Raw genomic sequence first — 23,396 nt, forward strand, 5'->3', positions numbered from 1 at the left:
CGCCAACTCCCTGCGCCCTGTGGCCTGTTTCATGCGAAGCTGGGGCACATGAGCGTCGCAGAACCCCGCAGGATTGTCCTTTTCCGGCATGCGAAGGCCGACTGGCCACCGGTGACCGACCACGAGCGCCCGCTCGCCGAGCGCGGCAGGATGGACGCCGCAGTCGCCGGACGCAAGCTCGTCGACTCCGCCATCGCGTTCGATCTGGCCCTCTGCTCCACCTCGACCAGGACCCGGGAGACGTGGAAACTCGCGGTGCACGAGTTCCCACAGCGCCCGAAGACGGTCTACGAGGAGCGGATCTACGAGGCCTCGCCCGGTGAGCTGATCACCCTGCTGAACGAAACCCCCGACGACGCGCAGAACGTGCTTCTGGTCGGCCACAATCCCGGCGTCCAGGGGGCAGCCGAGATCCTCTCCGGGGCGGCCGAGGGGGACGCGGGGGAGCGGATGAGCCGTCGCGGCTATCCCGCCGCCGCCTTCGCCGTGCTGTCCTTCACCGGCTCCTGGAAGTCCCTCGAGCCCGGGGTCGCCACCCTGCTCGACTACTGGGCACCCAGCGAGTGACCCACGCACCATGACAGCGGGGCCCGGCACCGGTCCGGTGCCGGGCCCCGGACCGCCGTGAACCGGATGGCCGCAGGTCCGCGCGTGACTCAGTCCAGGTCGAGGATGTCCGCCGCCTCGACCTCTTCGCGGGTGATGCCCAGCAGATACAGGACCGTGTCCAGGAAGGGGAAGCTCACCGCGGTGTGGGCCGCCTCGCGCACCACCGGCTTGGCGTTGAACGCGACACCGAGACCCGCCGCGTTGAGCATGTCCAGGTCATTCGCGCCGTCGCCGATCGCCACGGTCTGCGACAGCGGGACGCCCGCCTCGGCCGCGAACCGGCGCAGCAGCCGCGCCTTGCCCGGCCGGTCCACGATCTCGCCCGTCACCCGGCCGGTCAGCTTTCCGTCGACGATCTCCAGGGTGTTGGCATGGGCGAAGTCCAGCGCCAGCCGCTCCTTCAGATCGTCCGTGACCTGGGTGAACCCCCCGGAGACCACGCCCACCTGATAACCGAGCCGCTTCAGCGTGCGGACCAGGGTGCGGGCACCCGGTGTCAGCCGCACCTCGCTGCGCACCTTGTCCACCACGGAGGCGTCCAGCCCCGCCAGCAGCCGCACCCGCGCGTGCAGCGACTCCTCGAAGTCCAGTTCCCCGCGCATCGCCGCCTCGGTCACCTCGGCGACCTGGTCCTCGCAGCCGGCGTGGGCGGCGAAGAGCTCGATCACCTCGTCCTGGATGAGGGTGGAGTCCACATCCATGACGACCAGGCGCTGGGCCCGGCGGTGCAGACCGGCCGCGACCACGGCGACATCGACCCCGAGCTTCGACGCGTCGGTCACCAGGGCGGTGCGCAGCGGCTCCGTCTCCACGCCGGACACCGCGAACTCCACCGCGGTCACCGGGTACTTGGCGAGCCGGAAGACACGGTCGATGTTGGCGCCGGTCTTCGTGATCCGCGTGGCGATCGCCGCCGCCGTCTCCGCGGTGAGCGGATGGCCCAGTACGGTGACCAGGGAACGGCCGAGTCCGCGCGGACGGTTGTCGCCGATGCCGGAGATGATCTCCGCCTGCATCTTCATCGACTCGGCCCAGTTGTGGACGGTCACCCGCAGGCTGCCCTCCAGGCCCTGTGCCGGCTCGGTCACGAGCACGCACAGCACGATTCGGCCACGGGTGACGACCTGCTCGATGTCGACCACGTCGACGGAGTAGGCGGCGAGGGTGTCGAGGAGACCGGCGGTGATACCGGGTCGGTCCTTGCCGAAGATCTTGACAAGGAGTGTGGGAACGTCCGAGGTCTGCGATGCGTTCATGGTGTTCTTACCGTATCGGGCACGCAGTGCCCTGCGCGCCCGAGGTCCGTCTGGCGGACAGCGAACTCTCGGCGTCGCCGAGGTGTCTCGGACCTTACGCGCCTCGGCCGCCGTCCGCCTCACCGGCCCCCGCCGGGGCGACGTGGCGGCGGGGGAGGGGGCGGCGGAGGCGGAGGCCCCTCGTCCGGCCACAGTGACGGCCGCTTCCCCGCGGACGGCCCGGCACCACGCCCGGACCGCCCGCTCCCGGGCCGCCCGCGTGGGGCCCTTTCCGGGAGCGGCGCCGGGGGCGACGGCCAGACGGGACGGATCACGGTCGGAGCGCCGGAGAGGCCGCCGTCGTCCGGTACCTCTGCCCCCTCGTCCCCGGGAGGCTCGTTCGGGGGCCGGCCGGGCGGCCTGATGTCACCGAGTGCCGTCGGCGGACCGGGCGGTCGCGTGTCCTCGGGCTCCGGCGGGGGCGCGTGCCCCGACCACGCGCCGGGCCGGTGCCCCGCACCACCCGGCCGGGCTTCCGGCCGCCCCCGCAGCTCCTCGGGCACCACCAGATACGGATTCGTCCCCGGATCCGGTGGCCGATACGGCACCCCCGGCGCGTACGGTCCGACGCCCGCCCCGGCCGGTCGCGGCCCGACTCCCGGGCCGCCCCCCGGCTCAGCGGCATCCTCGGCGTGCCCCGGCCTCCCGGCGTCTTCCACCGCCCCGCCCCCGGCCGCGACCCGCGCCCATGGCGCCGCCCGCCGCCCCGCGGCACCGCTCGCCCATGCCAGCAGCGCCCCCGCCGCGCCCGCGCCCGCACCCCAGACGGCACCCAGGAGCAGCGCCACGGCGAGGTGACCGCGCAGCTCGACACCCGTACCGAACGCGTCGAAGCCGAGCACGGACAGCGAGGCGTCCGCCGACACCTCCGCCGACCACACCAGCAGCGGCAGAGCCGGCGCCGTCGCGATCCCCAACCGCAGCGCACACCGCCCGGCGAAACCCGCGGCGCCCCCTTCCCGTGCGCCACCGGCCGCACCGGCACCCTCCGCCCTCCCCAGCGGTGTCCGCGCCGCCGCCAGCACACCGGCCAGCAGCATCGTCACCGCGGCCGCCACCCCCAGCAGCCACACCCGCTCGTCGTACCCGGCCAGCCGGGCCAGGGTGACCGGCCGGCCGGAGTCCGTCCGCAGCAGGTCGTCCAGGGGGTGCGGCAGAACGCCGAGCAGCGCCCCCGTCGCCCGCCCCTCCCACGGCACGAACAGGCCGAGCGGGAGGCCGAGCCCCACCCCGTTCGGTGCCCCCAGCAGGACCGCTCCCGCGATCCGCCGGGGATGGTCGTCGCCGATCGCCGCGTACCCCGCCGCCGCGTACCCCGCCGCCACCGCCACCAGGCCCACCACGACGAGGGCGGACACCGCGGGCCGTACGGCGCGGTGCAGGACGCCCCAGCCGCGCGGCAGCGGAGTACGCCTGGACGCCAGCAACGCGACGACCAGGACGCCGGCCGACCAGCCCAGGCCACCGAGCAGCGTCGGCACGGTGTCGACGGTGAACCCGACCACGGCCTTCGCGTCGACGAGATCACCGATCCGCTCCGGCAGCAGGCCCCCGACCTCACCCAGCCCCGGGATCTCGATCCCGCCGTGCCCCCCGCCGGCTCCCGGCAATCCGTCCGGACCCAGCGCGGCCCCGTCGACGGTGACGACGCCGTGGCCCGCCCACACCAGGCCACCCGTCATCCCCACGAAGAGCGTCACGACCGCGCCGGCGCGTGCGGCGAGTTCGGCCAGGGGCAGAACGTCGCCCGCGGCCCGCAGCGACCGCAGGAAGAAGGACGACAGCAGCAACGCGCCCACCAGGCTCACCCCCAGCGGCGTGACCCCGAAGGCCGTACTCACCTCCGCGCCCGACAGCCCGAACGCCGACACCTCGACGGACGGCGTGACCGAGCCGCCGGCCGCCGACGCCACCACCGCGGCCGTCATCGGCCCCAGCGAACCCGCCGAGTCCGCGTCCAGCAGACGCAGCCCGAGCGCCGCCGTCCCCGTCATCCCGATCAGCGCCCAGCTCACCGCGGTGACCGCGGACATCACGACATCCCCCCACGGCACGCGCGCGCCGTGCCCCGCGGTACCGACGCCCGTGGCAGCGCTCATGGCAGACCCCCCGACCCGCGGCGCGGCACACGGTGGCCGCGCATGTCCCCCTCGGGTGGATTACCACTCCCCGGCCCGGTTTCAACCCCGTCGACGGGAGCACGGAAAGCGCCCGCGAGCCCCCTTCCCATGGCCCGGCTTCCGGTTCGGCGGCCGAGCCTGAAATAGTTCCCCCCGATGTTCGACATCCCTAGACTCCCTGCGACGGGGGAAATTCGGGGGACAACTCAGTGGGGCATGGAGTGCCGGAACTCGTACTGGAAACAAACGGACGGACCTGGACGCTCGATCCGTCCAGGTCCTACACCCTGGGACGCGATCCGCAGGGGGATGTCGTGGTGGACGACGCCAGGGTGTCCTGGCGACACGTCACGATCAGCTTCAACGGCCATCATTGGGTCGTCGAGGACCATGGCAGCACCAACGGCACGTTCGCGCAGGGGCAGCGGGTCCGTCACCTGGAGATCGGCTCCGATACGGCGCTGAACCTGGGCAACGCGACCGACGGGCCGCGAGTGACCCTGTCCGGTGTGTCCGGCGCCGGGGCCCAGGCCGCCTCGCCGCAGCAGCAGCCGTACGCGGCGCAGGGAGTGCAGGGGGCGGTCCCGGGCTGGGTCCAGCAGGGGCAGCAGGAGATGTATCAGCAGCAGTCCGCGCAGGCCGGCTGGCAGCAGCAACAGGCACAGGCGCAGCAGCAGTCGGTGCCGCAGCAGCAGTCCGCGCCGTACGTACCGCAGCAGCAGGGCCCCGGTGGCGCGGCGGGGGCACCGCCGGTGTACGGCGACCGCAGCCCGACCACGTTCCACCAGTTCTCGTTCGGCCGCGTGATGCGCATCGGCCGTGCCCTGGAGAACGACCTGGTCGTCTCCGACCTGCAGGTCTCCCGGAACCACGCCGAGTTCCACTCGACGCCCGACGGCCGCATGGAGATCCGCGACCTGGGCTCGCACAACGGCACCTACGTCAACGGTATGCCGATCGCCAAGGGCGGCACGCAGCTGCTCAGCCCGGCCGACATCGTGGGCGTCGGCCACTCGACGTTCCGGATCGTCGGCGACCGGCTCGAGGAGTTCGTCGACACCGGTGAGGTGTCCTTCTCGGCCCGCCACCTCACCGTCACGGTCGACGGCGGCAAGCAGATCCTCAAGGACGTCTCCTTCGGCGTCCCGGAGAAGTCGCTGATCGCGGTCATCGGCCCCTCCGGCTCCGGCAAGTCCACCCTGCTCAAGGCGCTCACCGGGTACCGGCCCGCAAACCAGGGCGAGGTCCTCTACGACAACCGGAACCTCTACAAGCAGTTCGCCGAACTGCGCCAGCGCATCGGTCTGGTCCCGCAGGACGACATCCTGCACAAGGAGCTGACCGTCAAGAAGGCCCTCGGGTACGCGGCCAAGCTCCGCTTCCCGGCCGACACCACGGCCGCCGAGCGCAACGCCCGCATCGACGAGGTGCTGGGCGAGCTGAAGCTGGACATCCACAAGGACAAGAAGGTCACGTCGCTCTCCGGCGGCCAGCGCAAGCGGGTCTCGGTGGCGCTGGAACTGCTCACCAAGCCGTCGCTGATCTTCCTCGACGAGCCGACCTCGGGTCTCGACCCGGGCATGGACCGCGATGTCATGCAGCTGCTGCGCGGGCTCGCCGACGACGGGCGCACCGTCCTCGTCGTCACCCACTCGGTGGCCGAGCTGGCGATCTGCGACAAGCTCCTGGTGATGGCGCCCGGGGGATCGGTCGCCTACTTCGGTCCGCCCGAGGAGGCGCTGAACTTCTTCGGCTACGACACCTGGGCCGACGTCTTCTCCGCCTTCGAGAACTACCGCGACTACGACTGGGCGGGCCGCTGGAAGGGCTCGCAGCACTACCAGATGTACGCGGCGGACATCGACGCGGTCGCGCCGCAGTCCGTACAGGTCCCGGCGATGCAGGCGATGAAGCCGCCGAAGCCGCAGAGCTGGATGTCGCAGTTCACCACACTGGTGCGCCGCTACATCTCGGTGATCGTCTCCGACAAGGGGTTCCTCGCCCTGACGGTGATCCTGCCGGCCGTCCTCGGCGCGGTCAGCCTGCTCATCGACGCCGACAGGGGTCTGCTGCCGAACCCGCCCGACCCGCAGACCGGCCGGATCATCCCGAACGGCACGGCGACCACGGTCCTGCTGATCCTCGCGGTCGGCGCCTGCTTCGCCGGTGCCGCGAACTCCGTACGTGAGCTGATCAAGGAACGGGTCATCTACGAGCGGGAGCGCGCGACCGGCCTGTCCCGCTCGGCGTACCTGATGTCCAAGGTGTTCGTGCTCGGCATGATCACCGTGCTGCAGGGCCTGATGGTCGGCGTCATCGGCTTCTCCAGCCGGGAGCTTCCCGAGGAGGGGCTGGTGCTCGGCGGCTTCACGCTGCTGGAGCTGTCCATCCCGATCATGGCGCTCGGCTTCACCTCGATGATGTTCGGCCTGATCATCTCCTCGCTGGTGAAGACCGCCGAGAAGACCATGCCGCTGCTGGTGATGTTCGCGATCGTCCAGGTCGTCTTCACCGGCTGTCTGTTCGCGCTGCACGGCTCGATCGGCGTCAACCAGTTCTCGTTCCTGATGCCGTCGCGCTGGGCGGTCGCCGCCGCCGGTGCCACGCTGGACTTCAACCGGATCAGCCCGCCGGAGACCGCGGGCGACCCCGACCCGCTGTGGGAGCACACGGCGGGGGCCTGGCTCATGGACATGGGCGCGCTCATCGCCCTCGGCGTGATCTGCGGCTTCTTCGTGGCCCGCTTCCTGCGCCGCCACGAGCCCGAGGTCATGCGCAAGTAACGCGAGTGACGCAGGCAACCGGCACGGTCGCTCGCGCGCCGTACGCCCCGAAGGGCGGCACCCCGTCAGGAGGGTGCCGCCCTTCGGCGTATCCGGGCGCGTCAGGCCGCGTGAAGAGGTCCGCGCCGACCTCAGTACGCGCTGTAGACGTTGTCCATGGAGCCGTACCGGTCGGCCGCGTAGTTGCAGGCGGCGGTGATGTTCGCGACCGGGTCGTAGATGTCCTTCGGCGTGCCCGGGACGTGGTACGCCTCGAACGTCGGCGGGATCACCTGCAGCAGCCCCTTGGACGGGATGCCGTTCTGGGCGTTGATGTCCCAGAGGTTGATGGCCGCCGGGTTGCCGGAGGACTCCCGGATGATGTTGCGGTGGATGCCCTCGTACGAACCCGGGATCCCGTGCTTCTTCATGATGTCCATGGACTCGCGGATCCAGCCGTCCAGGTTGTCGCCGTAGGTCTGCGGGGCGGCCTTGCCGGCCTCGGCCCGCTGAGCGGAGCGGTTGGCGGCCTCCGTGGCCTCGCGCTCCTTCACGGCCTGCTCCTTCGCGGCGGCCGCGGCAGCCGCGTCGGCCTGCTTCGCGGCGACGGCGTCGGCCGCGGCCTGCTTCTTCGCCGCGATCTGCTCGGTCTTCACGCCCGAGGCGGCGAGCTGGTCGGTGACGGTGCCCTTGACGTCCTTGATCGGCTCGGTGCTGTAGGCGACCTGCGCGGTGGGAGCTGCCTCGCTCGTGACGGTCGTCGACGCGTCGCTCGGCGTGGCCGAGAAGACGATGGCGGCGGCACCGAGAGCGGCGACACCGGCGACGGCGATCTTGTGGCGACGGTTCAGAGCACGAATGTGACCTCGGGCGAGGAAGTTCTTCGACATGGGTGATGGACCTCTTCGAATAGCGCGGAGGTCGCTCGACGTCCGGGGGACAGGGGTTTTCTCCGGCACGAACGCCGCGGGCGGAACCCACGGCGCTGAGCGACGAGAGCCATTCTTAGCGGCCGCAAAATGGCTGGGCAAAGGTGTGACGTACGAAGCCGGGTAGTGGATCAGGGGGGAGCAAAACAGGGCAGAAGGGATTGTGTTCGCCGCTCACGTGTCCGCTATCGCCCTCCTATTCACCTTCGTACGTGATGTGCACCCTATGCCCGGCCTCACACCGGACGACCGTCATCCTCACCGTGAGTTGCTGGCGCAAGTCCCTGTGTGAGGGGGGTGGCGAGTCCCGTTCCGGCTCACGAAAGGACCCGGGGCCGCTCCGGACGGACCGGAGGTCCTAGGACCTCCGGTCCAGGTCGCCGCCGCCACTGGTCGGATCCGTACCGCCGGTGCCCGCCGGTACCGTGAGGACATGAGCCACGGCCCCCGGTCCGGCCTCGCCGCGGTGAGCACCGCGTTGCTGGCCATGAGCAGGCACCTCGAGGTGCGCGACGTCCTCAAGACGATCGTCGCCTCGGCCCGCGAACTGCTCGACGCGGAGTACGCCGCGCTCGGCGTCCCCGACGACCACGGCGGCTTCGCCCAGTTCGTGGTCGACGGCGTCAGCGACGACCAGTGGAAGGCCATAGGCCCCCTCCCGCGCCAGCACGGCATCCTCGCCGCGATGCTCCGCGAGGACGGGCCCCAGCGCCTCGCCGACGTACGCAAGGACCCCCGCTTCGAGGGCTGGCCCAGCGCCCACCCCGACCTGGTCGACTTCCTGGGCCTGCCCATCCGCGACGGCGACGAGGTCATCGGCGCCCTGTTCCTGGCCAACAAACGGACCCCCGCGGAGGGAGACCCCCACAACCCCTCCGGCCTCCCGTGTCCCGCACCCGAGGGCACCTGCGGGTTCACCCAGGACGACGAGGACGTCCTGGGCATCCTGGCCCAGCACGCGGCGATCGCCCTCACCAACGCCCGGCTCTACGAGCGCAGCCGCGAACTGACCATCGCCGAGGAACGCTCCCGCCTCGCCCACGAACTGCACGACGCCGTCAGCCAGAAGCTGTTCTCCCTGCGCCTCACCGCCCAGGCGGCCGCCCGCCTCGTGGACCGCGACCCGGCCCGGGCCAAGGGGGAACTCCAGCAGGTGGCCGCCCTGGCGGCCGAGGCCGCCGACGAACTGCGCGCCGCGGTCGTCGAGCTGCGCCCCGCGGCCCTCGACGAGGACGGCCTCGTCCCCACCCTCCGTACCCAGATCCAGGTCCTCGACCGCGCCCACACCGCGCGGGTGACCTTCGCCGGGCACGGTGCGCGCGCCCTGCCCGCCGCGCAGGAGGAGGCCGTGCTGCGCGTCGCCCAGGAGGCGCTGCACAACGCCCTGCGGCACTCGGGGGCGGACCGTGTCCACGTCACCCTGGGCCGCCGCGGCAGTGGCGCCGTGCTGCGGGTCACCGACGACGGCAAGGGGTTCGACCCGCAGATCATCCGCAGTGCCGGACGCCATCTCGGCCTGGTCTCCATGCGGGACCGGGCGAGCGGGGTCGGCGGCAGCCTGACCGTGGAATCGGCGCCCGGCGAGGGCACCACGATCGAGATGGAGGTCCCCGGTGGCTGACGCGATCAGGGTGCTGCTCGTCGACGACCACCAGGTGGTCCGCCGGGGGCTGCGCACCTTTCTGGAGGTGCAGGACGACATCGAGGTCGTCGGCGAGGCGGCGGACGGCGCCGAAGGAGTCGCCCTCGCCGGGGAGCTGCGGCCCGACGTGATCCTGATGGACGTCAGGATGCCGGGCATGGACGGCGTGGCGGCCCTGCGCAGGCTCCGCGAACTGGACCATCCCGCGCGCGTGCTGGTCGTCACCAGCTTCACCGAGCAGCGCACCGTGGTCCCGGCCCTGCGCGCGGGCGCCGCCGGATACGTGTACAAGGACATCGACCCCGACGCGCTCGCCGGAGCCATCCGCTCGGTGCACGCCGGACACGTCCTGCTCCAGGCCGAGGTCGCCGGCGCCCTGCTGGCCCAGGAGGAGACCCACTCCGGCCAGGGCCGGGCCGGCTCGCTCACGGAGCGGGAGCGCGAGGTGCTCGGCCTCATAGCGGACGGCCGCTCCAACCGGGAGATCGCCCGCGCCCTGGTCCTCTCCGAGAAGACCGTGAAGACGCATGTCTCGAACATCCTGATGAAGCTCGACCTGGCGGACCGTACTCAGGCCGCCCTGTGGGCGGTGCGCCACGGCCTGAGCGGCTGAGCACCCGAGCAGGTGAGCGGTGAGCCGGGGGAGGCCGGCCCGTGACGTACCGGGCCGGGCGGATGGTTCCCCTCCGGTGCGAGATTCATACCGTAGTGGGAATGTCCCCCGGATGGCGCATCCTTCTTCGGCCTTCCGCCGTTCTCCAGTGCGTACCGCGGCGCCTGCCGCGGTGACCGCGAGGAGGGCTCGGAAAGTGAAGAACCTGAAGAAGGCAGCGGCCGTGACGATGATGGCCGGCGGTCTGCTCGCCGCCGGTACGGGCATGGCCTCCGCCACCGACGGCGCGTACGCCGGCGGCACGGCCGCGGGCTCCCCGGGCGTCGTCTCGGGCAACGTCATCCAGGTCCCGGTCGACGTCCCGGTCAACGTGTCCGGCAACAGCGTCAACGTGATCGGCCTGCTGAACCCCGCCTTCGGCAACGTGGCCGTCAACGGCTGACGCCCGTCAGCCCACCGGTGACGCCCCCGGCCTCCCGGCCCCACCCGGGAGGCCGCTCGGCCTGCCCACACCGGTCACCGCGGGGGACCGGGACTCACCGGACCCCCCGCTCCCGTTCCTCGACCACGGAGTTGTACGCCGCGACCTGCGCCCGCCGGGCCGTTCGCTCCACCGGCCGCAGGGCCTCCCCGCGCGCCGCCATCTCCGACGCGCTCACCGCGCCCCCGTGCCCGTTCGCACCGGCCAGCGAGACCAGCGTCCCCACCCGCCGCGCCAGCTCCAGCACCCGCACCGCTCGCGGCGGATATCCCGGCGCCAGCACCTCACGGCCCGGCTCCGCCCGGGCCCGGTACGCGTCGATCGCCGCCTCGGCCACCGGACCCGAGCCGGCCACGTCCAGCCGCGTCAGCACCTCGGTCGCCTCCCTGAGCGACTCCGCCAGTTCCCGCTCCGCCTCGCCGAGCGAGGGCACGTCGGCGGGCGGCGCCTCCCGCACCGCCAGGCAGTGCCAGACGACCTCCACATGCAGATCACCCGCGGGCCCGGCCTCCCGCACCTGCGGCACCAGCCCGAAGGCGGCCCCGTGACCGACCACCGCCTCCCCGGCCTCCAGCGCCCGCGCGTTGAACTCCGGCGGCCCGCTCAGCCCCAGTGGATGCCCCGGCATGGGCAGCGCGACCCGCAGCCCGGTCACCCCGAGCGTCCGCAGCCGCCCCAGCGCCAGCGTGAGACCCACCGGCGCGGACTCGCCCGGCACCCCCTCCACCCGGTGCACCGCGTCCTCACCGACGATGGCGAGCACGGCGTCGTCCGGCGAGACAAGACCGGCAATGAGGGCATTTCCCCAAGAGGCGAGGCGTCCTGAACGTGGTTCCGAGAGCATGCCTCCACCCTAAGGACAGGACCGAGGGGATGTCCGGGCCGACCGGTGGCGTAGATTTCATGGAGGGCCGCGCCCACGGGCGCGGCGGACCGACCACAGGCGTACGACAGAGCCGAGAACCCGGCCACACTGCAAGGGGAGACAACGCGCTCATGAGCGATGTTCTGGAGCTTCAGGACGTATCCGTGGTCCGCGAGGGCCGGGCTCTGGTGGACCAGGTCTCCTGGTCGGTGAAGGAGGGCGAGCGCTGGGTCATCCTCGGTCCCAACGGCGCCGGGAAGACCACCCTGCTGAATATCGCCTCCAGTTACCTGTTCCCGAGCAAGGGCACCGCCACCATCCTCGGCGAGACCCTCGGCGCCCCCGGCATCGACGTCTTCGAACTGCGCCCGCGCATCGGCATCGCCGGCAATGGCATGGCCGACAAGCTCCCCAAGAACCAGACGGTCCTGCAGACCGTGCTGACCGCCGCCTACGGGATGACCGCCGGCTGGCAGGAGGAGTACGAGGACATCGACGAACAGCGCGCCCGCGCCTTCCTCGACCGCCTCGGCATGTCCGAATTCGTCGACCGCAGGTTCGGCACCCTCTCCGAGGGCGAGCGCAAGCGCACCCTCATCGCCCGCGCGCTGATGACCGACCCCGAACTGCTGCTCCTCGACGAGCCCGCCGCCGGCCTCGACCTGGGCGGCCGTGAGGACCTCGTACGCCGTCTCGGCCGCCTCGCCCGCGACCCGATCGCCCCCTCCATGATCATGGTCACGCACCACGTCGAGGAGATCGCCCCCGGCTTCACCCACGTCCTGATGATCCGCCAGGGCCAGATCCTGGCCGCCGGCCCGCTGGAGCTCGAACTCACCTCCCGCAACCTCTCCCTCTGCTTCGGCCTCCCGCTCGTCGTGGAGCAGGTCGGCGACCGCTGGACCGCACAGGGCCTCCCGATGGCCTGAACCCGGCCGGGGGGATTCCGTCCACTCAGAAACCGGGCCCGCAAGACCCTTTGGAATGCCCCGGCGCCCTGTCGGTGACCGGGTCCGCGGTCCTACCATGCCCCTGTGGACATCGATGCGTGGCTGTGGTGGCTGATCGGCGCGGCGGTACTCGGCATCGCGCTGGTGATCACCGCGATGCCCGAACTCGGCATGCTCGCGGTGGGCGCCGTCGCCGCGGCGATGGTCTCCGGAATGCTCGGCGGCGGCGCCGTGGCCCAGGTCGTGGTCTTCGCCGTCGTCTCGACCGCCCTCATCGCCGTCGTACGCCCCATCGCGAAAAGACAACGCGTACAACGACCCCATCTCGCCAGCGGCGTCGACGCCCTGAAGGGCAAGCAGGCCGTCGTGCTGGAACGGGTCGACGGCTCCGGCGGCCGGATCAAGCTGGCCGGCGAGATCTGGTCGGCACGCTCCCTCGACGCGGCCCGCGTCTACGAAGCGGGCCAGGAAGTGGACGTCGTGGAGATCGAGGGAGCCACGGCGATCGTCATGTGATCCCGCACGACCGGCTCACACAGGACAACAACTGAGCCGAACGGCCACCGAGTTGCACGACGTTCTGTCAGACTCGACAGCAAGATCCGTAACCGGCACAGGATCTGACGAAGACGCCGAGGCGAAGAAGGGTTCGGGAAACCGACGATGCAACCGATCATCATCGTTCTGATCATCCTGGTGGTGTTGGTCTTCATCGCCCTGATCAAGACGATCCAAGTCATCCCGCAGGCCAGCGCCGCCATCGTCGAGCGCTTCGGCCGCTACACCCGCACACTCAACGCGGGTCTCAACATCGTCGTCCCGTTCATCGACACCATCCGCAACCGGATCGACCTGCGCGAACAGGTCGTCCCGTTCCCTCCGCAGCCGGTGATCACCCAGGACAACCTGGTCGTCAACATCGACACCGTCATCTACTACCAGGTGACCGACGCACGGGCCGCGACCTACGAGGTCGCCAGCTACATCCAGGCGATCGAGCAGCTCACCGTCACCACCCTGCGCAACATCATCGGCGGCATGGACCTCGAGCGCACCCTGACCTCCCGCGAGGAGATCAACGCGGCCCTGCGCGGCGTCCTCGACGAAGCCACCGGCAAGTGGGGCATCCGCGTCAACCGCGTCGAACTCAAGGCGATCGAGCCGCCCACCTCCATCCAGGACTCGATGGAGAAGCAGATGCGCGCCGACCGCGACAAGCGTGCCGCGATCCTCCAGGCCGAAGGCGTCCGGCAGTCCGAGATCCTGCGCGCCGAGGGCGAGAAGCAGTCCCAGATCCTGCGCGCCGAGGGCGAGGCCAAGGCCGCCGCCCTCCGGGCCGAGGGCGAGGCCCAGGCCGTCCGTACGGTCTTCGAGGCGATCCACGCGGGCGACCCCGACCAGAAGCTGCTCTCCTACCAGTACCTCCAGATGCTCCCGAAGATCGCGGAGGGCGACGCCAACAAGCTCTGGATCGTCCCCAGCGAGATCGGCGACGCGCTCAAGGGACTCTCCGGCGCCATGGGCAACTTCGGCGGCCTGGGCGGCAATTCGGGCGGCAACGGCACCTCCGGCGGTGCCACGGAACGCCGTGAGAAGCCCTCCATCGACTGACGGCCCTTTCCGCACCTGTCCGATGCGCGGCTCCGCGACGTGGGCGCGATCAGCCCCGCACAGCCCGCAGCCGGGAACCCCAGGCCGCTACGGCGAAATCCTCACGCCGCGTCCAGCGCCAGCCAGTCCGGCAGCGCCTCGAGATCGTCTTTCGCCAGCGTGAGCAGCATCGCGTCCGCCGGCGTCGGCTCGAACGGCTGCCGCAGCAGTGGCATCCCCGCCTGCTCCGGAGTCCGGTTCGCCTTGCGGTGGTTGTCCTCCGCACACGAGGCCACCGTGTTCAGCCAGGTGTCCTGCCCACCGTGCGACCGCGGTACCACGTGGTCGACGGTGGTGCCCCGCCGCCCGCAGTACGCGCACCGGTGCCGGTCCCGCACCAGCACACCCCGCCTCGACCACGGCGCCCGTCTTCGGAACGGCACCCTGACGTAGTGGCAGAGCCTGATCACCCGTGGCACCGGTATGTCGACCTCGGCCCCCCGCATCCGCAGTTCGGGGTGGGCCTGCTCGACGACCGCCTTGTCCTGGAGCACCAGAACGACGGCTCGGTTCAGCGTCACCGTCGACAGCGGCTCGAAGCTCGCGTTCAGTACCAGCGTGTCCCGCATACCAGCCCACCTCCCGTGTGCACCGGCCCACCCCTCGGCGGGCTGGGATCAACTCTGGCCGGGCACGCCGGGATGGACAACGCAATATCTGCTGCTTCGACGGGAGGCGACCCCCGCGCCCCCGGCAACAAAGATGCCCGCCCCTGATCAATTCCAAGACCAGGGGCGGGCAAACGTTCCGTGAACGCCGGGATCGACTCAGGAGCCGGCGGGCACCTCGTACTCACCGATCAGCTGGGCCCGCGCGAGCGTGTGGAACCGCAGATTGAAGCCCACCACGGCGGGCGAGGCGTCCGAGTCCGGGCCGAGCTTCTCCTGATCCACGGCGTACACCGTGAACACGTACCGGTGCGGCCCGTCCCCGGGAGGCGGCGCGGCCCCGCCGAAGTCCTTGGTGCCGTAGTCGTTGCGCGCCTGCACCACGCCCTCGGGCAGCCCTTCGAACCGGCCGCCGCCCGCACCGGCCGGCAGCTCGGTCACCGAGGCCGGGATGTCGAACGCCACCCAGTGCCAGAACCCGCTGCCCGTCGGGGCGTCCGGGTCGTAGCAGGTCACGGCGAAGCTCCTGGTCTCCGGCGGGAAGCCCGACCAGCGCAGCTGCGGCGACGTGTTGCCGCCCGCCTGCACCTGGGCGTCCCGGAGCGTCGCGCCCTCCTCGACGTCCTCGCTCGTCACCGTGAACGACGGCACGGGCGGGTGGAAGTCATGGGGGAGCGGACGTCGCTCGAACTCGGTCACCTCGGTACCTCCTGATCGACTGCGTTCGGTCGCAGCCGAGCCTAGAACCAGTTGCGCTTGCTGCCGACCTCCGACAGCCACTGGTTGAGGTACGCCGCCCAGTCCGTGCCCTGGTAGTCGTTCAGCCCCATCTGGAACGACCGGAACGTGTCGCTGCCCTCACTGAACAGACCGGGCTTCTTGTCCATCTCCAGCACGACGTCCATCGCCTGCTCGTCGGCCACGAAGGTCAGCTCGACCTGGTGCAGCCCCCGGTACTGCTGCGGCGGGAAGAACTCGATCTCCTGGTAGAACGGCAGCCGCTGACGCGTCCCGCGGACATGCCCGCGCTCCATGTCCGCGCTCTTGAACCGGAAGCCCAACTGGATGAACGCGTCCAGGATCGCCTTCTGCGCCGGCAGCGGGTGCACGTTGATCGGGTCCAGGTCACCCGAGTCCACGGCCCGCGCGATCGCCAGCTCCGTGGTCACACCGATGTTCATCCCGCGCAGCGACTGCCCGTCGATCATCGTGATCGGCGTCTCCCACGGGATCTCCAGCCCGAACGGCACCGCGTGCACCGCACCCGCCTGGAGCTCGAAGGCGCCGCCGAGCCGCGACTTGGTGAACTCGATGTTCTGCTTGTACTCCTCGTCGCCGCTCTCCACCTCGACCTTGGCCTGCAGCCCGACCGACAGACCCTCGATCCGCTGGTTCACGGACCCGCCCTGGATGCGCACCTCACCCTGGACGACCCCACCCGGAACGACGTTGTCCTCGTGCAGCACCGTCTCGACCGAAGCCCCGCCGGCTCCCAGGCTCGCGAGCAGCTTCTTGAACGCCATGTCTCTCCCCTTGTCGTCCTCTATCGCGTCGTTGCCACGCGTGGACCTTCGATCCCTAACAACGCGATCCGGCCCCGGCCGGTTCCGTGTCCGTCACCCGTGCAAGCACGGCGTCCGCTGACCACCCCACGGCAGCACCCCGGCAGGAGTACGCTCGGACGCCATGATCGCGACCCCTGACCGTACGCCCCTGCCCAGGGAGTTCTTCGACCGCCCTGTCCTCGAAGTCGCCCCCGACCTGCTCGGCCGCATCGTCGTGCGCGCCACCCCGGACGGTCCGATCGCCCTCCGCCTGACCGAGGTCGAGGCCTACGACGGCTCCAACGGTCCCGGTTCCCACGCCTATCGGGGGCGCACCCCCCGCAACAGCGTGATGTTCGGTCCTCCCGGTCACCTATACGTGTACTTCACCTACGGCATGTCAAGGCGGTCCGCATGAACGTGGACCTCCTCGCCCATCCTGCCGAAGAGGTCGCCCCCCAACTGCTCGGGAGCGTCCTCACCTGCAAGACCCTCGAGGGAACCGTGAGCATCGCGATCACGGAGACCGAGGCGTACTCCGGTGCAGCTGACCCGGCTTCCCATGCCTACCGGGGCCAGACAGCCCGTAACGCCGTCATGTTCGGACCCGCCGGACACCTGTACGTCTACCGGTCCCACGGCCTCCACTGGTGCGCCAACATCGTCACCGGGACGGACGGCATCGCCTCGGCTGTCCTCATCCGGGCCGGCAGGGTCATCGAGGGGGAAGACCTGGCACGCAAGCGGCGAGGTGAGAAGGTCGAGAGCCCACGGCTCGCCCGAGGTCCGGGGAACTTCTGCCAGGCACTCGGCATCACGGCGGAGCACAACGGCGCAGACCTCCTGACAGGTACCTCGGTCGTGTTGTCCGGGGGCGAGTCGGTACCTGCCGCACTCATCCAGGTCGGTCCTCGGGTAGGCGTGAGCAAGGCCCACGACTGGCAACACCGGTTCTACCTCGCCGGCGACCCAACGGTCTCGGCTTACCGACTGAGCCCGAGAGCCAAACCGTCCGCCGGAGCCTGAGCCGCTGTGCGCCTCGTTCACGGCTCGCCGGTGAGCCGGCGCGGAAGTTGGATCCAGAAGATGCGTGATCGTTCGCGAGCGCGGCGCGTGCTTGAAGTTTCACCTACAGCATGTGGTTCTGCATGAACCTGGTGTGCGGGCCCGAGGAACGGGCGAGCGGGGTGCCGCTGCGTGCAGGTGGGATCGTCGAGGGCGCCGAGCTCGCCCGCACCCGCCGGCTCTCGGCCCGCAACGACAAGGAACCGGCCAAAGGCCCGGCCCGCCTGGCAACGGCCCTGGGAGTGGACCGTTCCCTGGGCGGTACGGACGCCTGTACCTCCGAGGACACCCCGCTGAGGATGCTCGCCGGCGCCGCGGTCCCCTCCGGCCAGGTGTGCAACGGCCCGCGCACCGGAGTCTCGGGCGAGGGCGCCACACACCCCGGGCGCTTCTGGGGCGCCGACGACCCGACGGTGAGTCCGTATCGGGCCCATGTCCCGAAGCGTCGAAGGAGTTGACTCTCCACTGGAAGACGCGTAACGTGGCCCGAGCCGCTGAACCGGGTACGGCAATCGCCTGCAGCCGGAGCGGCCAACCCACTACTCAAGATCGCCCCTCAGCGGGGTCGAATTCATCGTGCTCGCATGCCTGAATTTCGAACCCGCAAGCCCGATTATGAATCGAGCGAGGGAATCGGCTAACGTGGTGAATGTCGAAAGGCCGAGGGGTGAAAGCCCTTAAGCTGGCGGCATACCCCGCTGACTGGGGGTCAGGTCGAAGAAAAGGACCTGATAGAGTCGGAGCCGCCGGAAAGGGAAACGCGAAAAGCGCAGACCCGGAAGGCGAAACCCCGAGGAAATCGGACCGGAAAGATCTGATAGAGTCGGAAACGCAAGACCGAAGGGAAGCGCCCGGAGGAAAACCCGCCAGGGTGAGTACAAAGGAAGCGTCCGTTCCTTGAGAACTCAACAGCGTGCCAAAAATCAACGCCAGATATGTTGATACCCCGTCTCCGGCCTCCGGCCGGGACGCGGTTCCTTTGAAACACACAGCGAGGACGCTGTGAACCGCCGGATCATTCCTCCGGCGGTTCCGCTCCCGTGGTGTCCCCGGATCACCGGGAAGCATTCACGGAGAGTTTGATCCTGGCTCAGGACGAACGCTGGCGGCGTGCTTAACACATGCAAGTCGAACGATGAAGCCCCTCGGGGCGGATTAGTGGCGAACGGGTGAGTAACACGTGGGCAATCTGCCCTGCACTTCGGGACAAGCCCTGGAAACGGGGTCTAATACCGGATACCCGTCTCCGCAGGCATCTGCGGAAACGGAAAGCTCCGGCGGTGCAGGATGAGCCCGCGGCCTATCAGCTGGTTGGTGAGGTAACGGCTCACCAAGGCGACGACGGGTAGCCGGCCTGAGAGGGCGACCGGCCACACTGGGACTGAGACACGGCCCAGACTCCTACGGGAGGCAGCAGTGGGGAATATTGCACAATGGGCGCAAGCCTGATGCAGCGACGCCGCGTGAGGGACGACGGCCTTCGGGTTGTAAACCTCTTTCAGCAGGGAAGAAGCGCAAGTGACGGTACCTGCAGAAGAAGCGCCGGCTAACTACGTGCCAGCAGCCGCGGTAATACGTAGGGCGCGAGCGTTGTCCGGAATTATTGGGCGTAAAGAGCTCGTAGGCGGCCTGTCGCGTCAATTGTGAAAGCCCGGGGCTCAACCCCGGGTCTGCAGTCGATACGGGCAGGCTAGAGTTCGGTAGGGGAGATCGGAATTCCTGGTGTAGCGGTGAAATGCGCAGATATCAGGAGGAACACCGGTGGCGAAGGCGGATCTCTGGGCCGACACTGACGCTGAGGAGCGAAAGCGTGGGGAGCGAACAGGATTAGATACCCTGGTAGTCCACGCCGTAAACGGTGGGCACTAGGTGTGGGCGACATTCCACGTCGTCCGCGCCGCAGCTAACGCATTAAGTGCCCCGCCTGGGGAGTACGGCCGCAAGGCTAAAACTCAAAGGAATTGACGGGGGCCCGCACAAGCAGCGGAGCATGTGGCTTAATTCGACGCAACGCGAAGAACCTTACCAAGGCTTGACATACACCGGAAACACCTGGAGACAGGTGCCCCCTTGTGGTCGGTGTACAGGTGGTGCATGGCTGTCGTCAGCTCGTGTCGTGAGATGTTGGGTTAAGTCCCGCAACGAGCGCAACCCTTGTCCCGTGTTGCCAGCACGTCCCTTCGGGGGTGGTGGGGACTCACGGGAGACCGCCGGGGTCAACTCGGAGGAAGGTGGGGACGACGTCAAGTCATCATGCCCCTTATGTCTTGGGCTGCACACGTGCTACAATGGCCGGTACAATGAGCTGCGATACCGCGAGGTGGAGCGAATCTCAAAAAGCCGGTCTCAGTTCGGATTGGGGTCTGCAACTCGACCCCATGAAGTCGGAGTTGCTAGTAATCGCAGATCAGCATCGCTGCGGTGAATACGTTCCCGGGCCTTGTACACACCGCCCGTCACGTCACGAAAGTCGGTAACACCCGAAGCCGGTGGCCCAACCCCTTGCGGGAGGGAGCCGTCGAAGGTGGGACTGGCGATTGGGACGAAGTCGTAACAAGGTAGCCGTACCGGAAGGTGCGGCTGGATCACCTCCTTTCTAAGGAGCATCTAGCTGCCGCAAGGCGGCCAGAGCCACTACGCCGGCACACGTCCGGCGGTGGTCAGCTCATGGGTGGAACGTTGATTAGTCGGTCCGGATCTCGGGCCGGTGGCTGCCAGTACTGTCCTTCGGGGCGTGGAACGCATGATCACCGGACGGGGCCGGGCCGGGCACGCTGTTGGGTGTCTGAGGGAACGAACCCTCAGTTGCCGGCCCCGGTGTACTCACTGGATCTCCAGTGGGGTGACGGGTGGTTGGTCGTTGTTTGAGAACTGCACAGTGGACGCGAGCATCTGTGGCCAAGTTTTTAAGGGCGCACGGTGGATGCCTTGGCACCAGGAACCGATGAAGGACGTGGGAGGCCACGATAGTCCCCGGGGAGCCGTCAACCAGGCTGTGATCCGGGGGTTTCCGAATGGGGAAACCCGGCAGTCGTCATGGGCTGTCACCCTTGCCTGAACACATAGGGCAAGCGGAGGGAACGCGGGGAAGTGAAACATCTCAGTACCCGCAGGAAGAGAAAACAACCGTGATTCCGGGAGTAGTGGCGAGCGAAACCGGACGAGGCCAAACCGTATGCGTGTGAGACCCGGCAGGGGTTGCGCATACGGGGTTGTGGGATCTCTCTTCTGTTGTCTGCCGGCAACAGGACGAGTCAGAAACCGCTGAGGTAGACGAAGGACATGCGAAAGGTCCGGCGCAGAGGGTAAGACCCCCGTAGTCGAAACGTCAGCGGCTCGTTGGAGAGACACCCAAGTAGCACGGGGCCCGAGAAATCCCGTGTGAATCCGGCGGGACCACCCGTCAAGCCTAAATATTCCCTGGTGACCGATAGCGGACAGTACCGTGAGGGAATGGTGAAAAGTACCGCGGGAGCGGAGTGAAATAGTACCTGAAACCGTGTGCCTACAAGCCGTGGGAGCGTCGCATGCAGGCTTGCCTGCATGTCGTGACTGCGTGCCTTTTGAAGAATGAGCCTGCGAGTTTGCGGTGTGTTGCGAGGTTAACCCGGGTGGGGAAGCCGTAGCGAAAGCGAGTCCGAACAGGGCGCTTCAGTAGCACGCTCAAGACCCGAAGCGGAGTGATCTAGCCATGGGCAGGTTGAAGCGGAGGTAAGACTTCGTGGAGGACCGAACCCACCAGGGTTGAAAACCTGGGGGATGACCTGTGGTTAGGGGTGAAAGGCCAATCAAACTCCGTGATAGCTGGTTCTCCCCGAAATGCATTTAGGTGCAGCGTCGCGTGTTTCTTGCCGGAGGTAGAGCACTGGATAGGCGATGGGCCCTACCGGGTTACTGACCTTAGCCAAACTCCGAATGCCGGTAAGTGAGAGCGCGGCAGTGAGACCGTGGGGGATAAGCTCCATGGTCGAGAGGGAAACAGCCCAGAGCATCGACTAAGGCCCCCAAGCGTACGCTAAGTGGGAAAGGATGTGGAGTCGCACAGACAACCAGGAGGTTGGCTTAGAAGCAGCCATCCTTGAAAGAGTGCGTAATAGCTCACTGGTCTAGTGATTCCGCGCCGACAATGTAGCGGGGCTCAAGCGTACCGCCGAAGTCGTGTCATTGCGATATCAACCCCCAACGGGGATCGTGATGGGTAGGGGAGCGTCGTGTGCCGGGTGAAGCAGCCGCGGAAGCGAGTTGTGGACGGTTCACGAGTGAGAATGCAGGCATGAGTAGCGATACACACGTGAGAAACGTGTGCGCCGATTGACCAAGGGTTCCTGGGTCAAGCTGATCTGCCCAGGGTAAGTCGGGACCTAAGGCGAGGCCGACAGGCGTAGTCGATGGACAACCGGTTGATATTCCGGTACCCGCTGTGAAGCGCAAGACATCGAACCAGGCGATGCTAAGTCCGTGAAGCCGCCCCGATCTCTTCGGAGTTGAGGGGAGTGGTGGAGCCGACGGACCAGACCTGCAGTAGGTGAGTGATGGGGTGACGCAGGAAGGCAGTCCAGCCCGGGCGGTGGTTGTCCCGGGGTAAGGGTGTAGCCCGAGTGGTAGGCAAATCCGCCACTCATCCAGGGTGAGACCCGATGCCGAGCCGATTGTGGCGAAGTGGATGATCCTATGCTGTCGAGAAAAGCCTCTAGCGAGTTTCATGGCGGCCCGTACCCTAAACCGACTCAGGTGGTCAGGTAGAGAATACCGAGGCGTTCGGGTGAACTATGGTTAAGGAACTCGGCAAAATGCCCCCGTAACTTCGGGAGAAGGGGGGCCATCACCGGTGAGCACTCTTGCAGTGTGAGCTGGGGGTGGCCGCAGAGACCAGCGAGAAGCGACTGTTTACTAAAAACACAGGTCCGTGCGAAGCCGTAAGGCGAGGTATACGGACTGACGCCTGCCCGGTGCTGGAACGTTAAGGGGACCGGTCAGCTCCATTTCGGTGGGGCGAAGCTGAGAACTTAAGCGCCAGTAAACGGCGGTGGTAACTATAACCATCCTAAGGTAGCGAAATTCCTTGTCGGGTAAGTTCCGACCTGCACGAATGGCGTAACGACTTCTCGACTGTCTCAACCATAGGCCCGGTGAAATTGCACTACGAGTAAAGATGCTCGTTTCGCGCAGCAGGACGGAAAGACCCCGGGACCTTTACTACAGTTTGATATTGGTGTTCGGTTCGGCTTGTGTAGGATAGCTGGGAGACTGTGAGCCCGCCACGCCAGTGGTGGGGGAGTCGTCGTTGAAATACCAGTCTGGTCGTGCTGGATGTCTAACCTGGGTCCGTGATCCGGATCAGGGACAGTGTCTGATGGGTAGTTTAACTGGGGCGGTTGCCTCCTAAAGAGTAACGGAGGCGCCCAAAGGTTCCCTCAGCCTGGTTGGCAATCAGGTGGTGAGTGTAAGTGCACAAGGGAGCTTGACTGTGAGACCGACGGGTCGAGCAGGGACGAAAGTCGGGACTAGTGATCCGGCGGTGGCTTGTGGAAGCGCCGTCGCTCAACGGATAAAAGGTACCCCGGGGATAACAGGCTGATCTTCCCCAAGAGTCCATATCGACGGGATGGTTTGGCACCTCGATGTCGGCTCGTCGCATCCTGGGGCTGGAGTCGGTCCCAAGGGTTGGGCTGTTCGCCCATTAAAGCGGTACGCGAGCTGGGTTTAGAACGTCGTGAGACAGTTCGGTCCCTATCCGCTGCGCGCGCAGGAGTCTTGAGAAGGGCTGTCCCTAGTACGAGAGGACCGGGACGGACGAACCTCTGGTGTGCCAGTTGTCCTGCCAAGGGCATGGCTGGTTGGCTACGTTCGGGAGGGATAACCGCTGAAAGCATCTAAGCGGGAAGCCTGCTTCGAGATGAGGGCTCCCACCCACTTGATGGGGTAAGGCTCCCAGTAGACGACTGGGTTGATAGGCCGGATATGGAAGCGCCGTAAGGTGTGGAGTTGACCGGTACTAATAGGCCGAGGGCTTGTCCTCAGTTGCTCGCGTCCACTGTGTCAGTTCTGAGACAACGACTGTTGTCGGCTTTGAGCAGAACACAATAGAAGAGTGTGCTTGTTCGCTCGAAACCATTAGGGTTTCGGTGGTCATAGCGTAGGGGAAACGCCCGGTTACATTCCGAACCCGGAAGCTAAGCCTTATAGCGCCGATGGTACTGCAGGGGGGACCCTGTGGGAGAGTAGGACGCCGCCGAACAATCTTTGGAAGGACCCTTGGTCCC

At 68.0% G+C, this 23,396-nt stretch carries 16 protein-coding genes, 3 rRNA genes and 2 pseudogenes; 14 read left to right on the forward strand and 7 right to left on the reverse strand.

Annotation, left to right across the window (positions count from 1 at the left end):
• Positions 1-48 precede the first annotated feature (48 nt).
• Positions 49-567 (forward strand): SixA phosphatase family protein, encoded by a 519-nt coding sequence (locus tag ACTWJ9_RS26565; RefSeq protein ID WP_279336796.1) that lies wholly within the window; start codon positions 49-51, stop codon positions 565-567.
• An 89-nt stretch (positions 568-656) separates the two neighbouring features.
• Here the strand turns inward: ACTWJ9_RS26565 and serB are convergent, their stop codons facing one another.
• Both serB and ACTWJ9_RS26575 read right to left on the reverse strand, forming a co-directional pair.
• Positions 657-1,865 (reverse strand): phosphoserine phosphatase SerB, encoded by a 1,209-nt coding sequence (serB, locus tag ACTWJ9_RS26570; protein WP_279336797.1) that lies wholly within the window; start codon positions 1,863-1,865, stop codon positions 657-659.
• 119 nt (positions 1,866-1,984) lie between these two features.
• Positions 1,985-4,003 (reverse strand): streptophobe family protein, encoded by a 2,019-nt coding sequence (locus tag ACTWJ9_RS26575; protein ID WP_443294853.1) that lies wholly within the window; start codon positions 4,001-4,003, stop codon positions 1,985-1,987.
• Between the two features lie 242 nt (positions 4,004-4,245).
• Between ACTWJ9_RS26575 and ACTWJ9_RS26580 the strand changes: the two genes are divergently transcribed.
• Entirely contained in the window at positions 4,246-6,807 is a 2,562-nt protein-coding gene (locus ACTWJ9_RS26580) for an FHA domain-containing protein (RefSeq protein ID WP_443294854.1), read from the forward strand.
• 131 nt (positions 6,808-6,938) lie between these two features.
• Here ACTWJ9_RS26580 and ACTWJ9_RS26585 read toward each other — a convergent pair whose 3' ends face one another.
• Positions 6,939-7,676: a transglycosylase SLT domain-containing protein gene (locus ACTWJ9_RS26585; RefSeq protein ID WP_387040135.1), complete on the reverse strand. Its 738-nt coding sequence runs from the start codon at positions 7,674-7,676 to the stop codon at positions 6,939-6,941.
• A gap of 472 nt (positions 7,677-8,148) precedes the next feature.
• On the opposite strand from ACTWJ9_RS26585, the gene ACTWJ9_RS26590 reads away from it, so the two are divergent.
• From ACTWJ9_RS26590 to ACTWJ9_RS26600, 3 genes are all read left to right on the forward strand, one after another.
• On the forward strand, positions 8,149-9,336 hold the full coding sequence (locus ACTWJ9_RS26590) for a GAF domain-containing sensor histidine kinase (RefSeq protein ID WP_279336800.1): 1,188 nt from the start codon (positions 8,149-8,151) through the stop codon (positions 9,334-9,336).
• Positions 9,329-9,970: a response regulator transcription factor gene (locus tag ACTWJ9_RS26595; protein WP_279336801.1), complete on the forward strand. Its 642-nt coding sequence runs from the start codon at positions 9,329-9,331 to the stop codon at positions 9,968-9,970. The genes ACTWJ9_RS26590 and ACTWJ9_RS26595 overlap by 8 nt, the downstream gene beginning before the upstream one ends.
• 196 nt (positions 9,971-10,166) lie before the next feature.
• A complete protein-coding gene (locus tag ACTWJ9_RS26600; protein WP_279336802.1) occupies positions 10,167-10,412 on the forward strand; it encodes a chaplin in 246 nt (81 codons plus the stop codon).
• 94 nt (positions 10,413-10,506) lie between these two features.
• Here ACTWJ9_RS26600 and ACTWJ9_RS26605 read toward each other — a convergent pair whose 3' ends face one another.
• Positions 10,507-11,295 (reverse strand): hypothetical protein, encoded by a 789-nt coding sequence (locus ACTWJ9_RS26605; protein ID WP_443294855.1) that lies wholly within the window; start codon positions 11,293-11,295, stop codon positions 10,507-10,509.
• Positions 11,296-11,447: 152 nt separating this feature from the next.
• On the opposite strand from ACTWJ9_RS26605, the gene ACTWJ9_RS26610 reads away from it, so the two are divergent.
• From ACTWJ9_RS26610 to ACTWJ9_RS26620, 3 genes are all read left to right on the forward strand, one after another.
• Positions 11,448-12,245 (forward strand): ABC transporter ATP-binding protein, encoded by a 798-nt coding sequence (locus ACTWJ9_RS26610; protein ID WP_279336804.1) that lies wholly within the window; start codon positions 11,448-11,450, stop codon positions 12,243-12,245.
• A 105-nt stretch (positions 12,246-12,350) separates the two neighbouring features.
• The gene (locus ACTWJ9_RS26615) at positions 12,351-12,782 is read left to right on the forward strand and encodes an NfeD family protein (RefSeq protein WP_279336805.1); all 432 of its coding nucleotides are present in this window, start codon (positions 12,351-12,353) and stop codon (positions 12,780-12,782) included.
• A 147-nt stretch (positions 12,783-12,929) separates the two neighbouring features.
• Positions 12,930-13,877 (forward strand): SPFH domain-containing protein, encoded by a 948-nt coding sequence (locus ACTWJ9_RS26620; protein ID WP_279336806.1) that lies wholly within the window; start codon positions 12,930-12,932, stop codon positions 13,875-13,877.
• Between the two features lie 101 nt (positions 13,878-13,978).
• Here the strand turns inward: ACTWJ9_RS26620 and ACTWJ9_RS26625 are convergent, their stop codons facing one another.
• The 3 genes from ACTWJ9_RS26625 to ACTWJ9_RS26635 all read right to left on the reverse strand — a co-directional run bounded on the left by ACTWJ9_RS26625 (position 13,979) and on the right by ACTWJ9_RS26635 (position 16,047).
• Positions 13,979-14,485, reverse strand: a complete 507-nt coding sequence (locus tag ACTWJ9_RS26625; RefSeq protein ID WP_279336807.1) for an HNH endonuclease — start codon at positions 14,483-14,485, stop codon at positions 13,979-13,981.
• 198 nt (positions 14,486-14,683) lie between these two features.
• Complete coding sequence (locus ACTWJ9_RS26630; protein ID WP_279336808.1) at positions 14,684-15,223, reverse strand: YbhB/YbcL family Raf kinase inhibitor-like protein; 540 nt, start codon at positions 15,221-15,223, stop codon at positions 14,684-14,686.
• 41 nt (positions 15,224-15,264) lie between these two features.
• Positions 15,265-16,047, reverse strand: a complete 783-nt coding sequence (locus ACTWJ9_RS26635) for a sporulation protein (protein WP_279336809.1) — start codon at positions 16,045-16,047, stop codon at positions 15,265-15,267.
• Positions 16,048-16,210: 163 nt separating this feature from the next.
• On the opposite strand from ACTWJ9_RS26635, the pseudogene ACTWJ9_RS26640 reads away from it, so the two are divergent.
• The 6 genes and pseudogenes from ACTWJ9_RS26640 to rrf all read left to right on the forward strand — a co-directional run.
• Positions 16,211-16,468 (forward strand): annotated as a pseudogene (locus ACTWJ9_RS26640) (DNA-3-methyladenine glycosylase); the annotation flags it as partial.
• A 14-nt stretch (positions 16,469-16,482) separates the two neighbouring features.
• The gene (locus ACTWJ9_RS26645) at positions 16,483-17,094 is read left to right on the forward strand and encodes a DNA-3-methyladenine glycosylase (protein WP_279336810.1); all 612 of its coding nucleotides are present in this window, start codon (positions 16,483-16,485) and stop codon (positions 17,092-17,094) included.
• A gap of 98 nt (positions 17,095-17,192) precedes the next feature.
• Positions 17,193-17,591 (forward strand): annotated as a pseudogene (locus tag ACTWJ9_RS26650) (DNA-3-methyladenine glycosylase); the annotation flags it as partial.
• Positions 17,592-18,200: 609 nt separating this feature from the next.
• Positions 18,201-19,729, forward strand: a 16S ribosomal RNA gene (locus ACTWJ9_RS26655).
• 300 nt (positions 19,730-20,029) lie between these two features.
• Positions 20,030-23,152: ribosomal RNA gene (locus ACTWJ9_RS26660) — 23S ribosomal RNA — on the forward strand.
• Positions 23,153-23,254: 102 nt separating this feature from the next.
• Positions 23,255-23,371 (forward strand): 5S ribosomal RNA (gene rrf / locus ACTWJ9_RS26665).
• Together the 16S, 23S and 5S rRNA genes form the textbook arrangement of a ribosomal RNA operon.
• The last annotated feature ends 25 nt before the right edge of the window (positions 23,372-23,396 follow it).

The sequence above is a fragment of the Streptomyces sp. GDS52 genome, from assembly GCF_052246875.1.
Classification (GTDB): Bacteria; Actinomycetota; Actinomycetes; order Streptomycetales; family Streptomycetaceae; genus Streptomyces; species Streptomyces cathayae.

What these genes read in the sequence shown, in the direction of transcription:
- ACTWJ9_RS26565 (WP_279336796.1), top strand. Translation starts at nt 49, where the DNA reads ATGAGCGTCGCAGAACCCCGCAGGATTGTCCTTTTCCGGCATGCGAAG.
- serB (WP_279336797.1), bottom strand. Translation starts at nt 1,865, where the DNA reads ATGAACGCATCGCAGACCTCGGACGTTCCCACACTCCTTGTCAAGATC.
- ACTWJ9_RS26575 (WP_443294853.1), bottom strand. Translation starts at nt 4,003, where the DNA reads ATGAGCGCTGCCACGGGCGTCGGTACCGCGGGGCACGGCGCGCGCGTG.
- ACTWJ9_RS26585 (WP_387040135.1), bottom strand. Translation starts at nt 7,676, where the DNA reads ATGTCGAAGAACTTCCTCGCCCGAGGTCACATTCGTGCTCTGAACCGT.
- ACTWJ9_RS26590 (WP_279336800.1), top strand. Translation starts at nt 8,149, where the DNA reads ATGAGCCACGGCCCCCGGTCCGGCCTCGCCGCGGTGAGCACCGCGTTG.
- ACTWJ9_RS26605 (WP_443294855.1), bottom strand. Translation starts at nt 11,295, where the DNA reads ATGCTCTCGGAACCACGTTCAGGACGCCTCGCCTCTTGGGGAAATGCC.
- ACTWJ9_RS26610 (WP_279336804.1), top strand. Translation starts at nt 11,448, where the DNA reads ATGAGCGATGTTCTGGAGCTTCAGGACGTATCCGTGGTCCGCGAGGGC.
- ACTWJ9_RS26620 (WP_279336806.1), top strand. Translation starts at nt 12,930, where the DNA reads ATGCAACCGATCATCATCGTTCTGATCATCCTGGTGGTGTTGGTCTTC.
- ACTWJ9_RS26625 (WP_279336807.1), bottom strand. Translation starts at nt 14,485, where the DNA reads ATGCGGGACACGCTGGTACTGAACGCGAGCTTCGAGCCGCTGTCGACG.
- ACTWJ9_RS26635 (WP_279336809.1), bottom strand. Translation starts at nt 16,047, where the DNA reads ATGGCGTTCAAGAAGCTGCTCGCGAGCCTGGGAGCCGGCGGGGCTTCG.
- ACTWJ9_RS26645 (WP_279336810.1), top strand. Translation starts at nt 16,483, where the DNA reads ATGAACGTGGACCTCCTCGCCCATCCTGCCGAAGAGGTCGCCCCCCAA.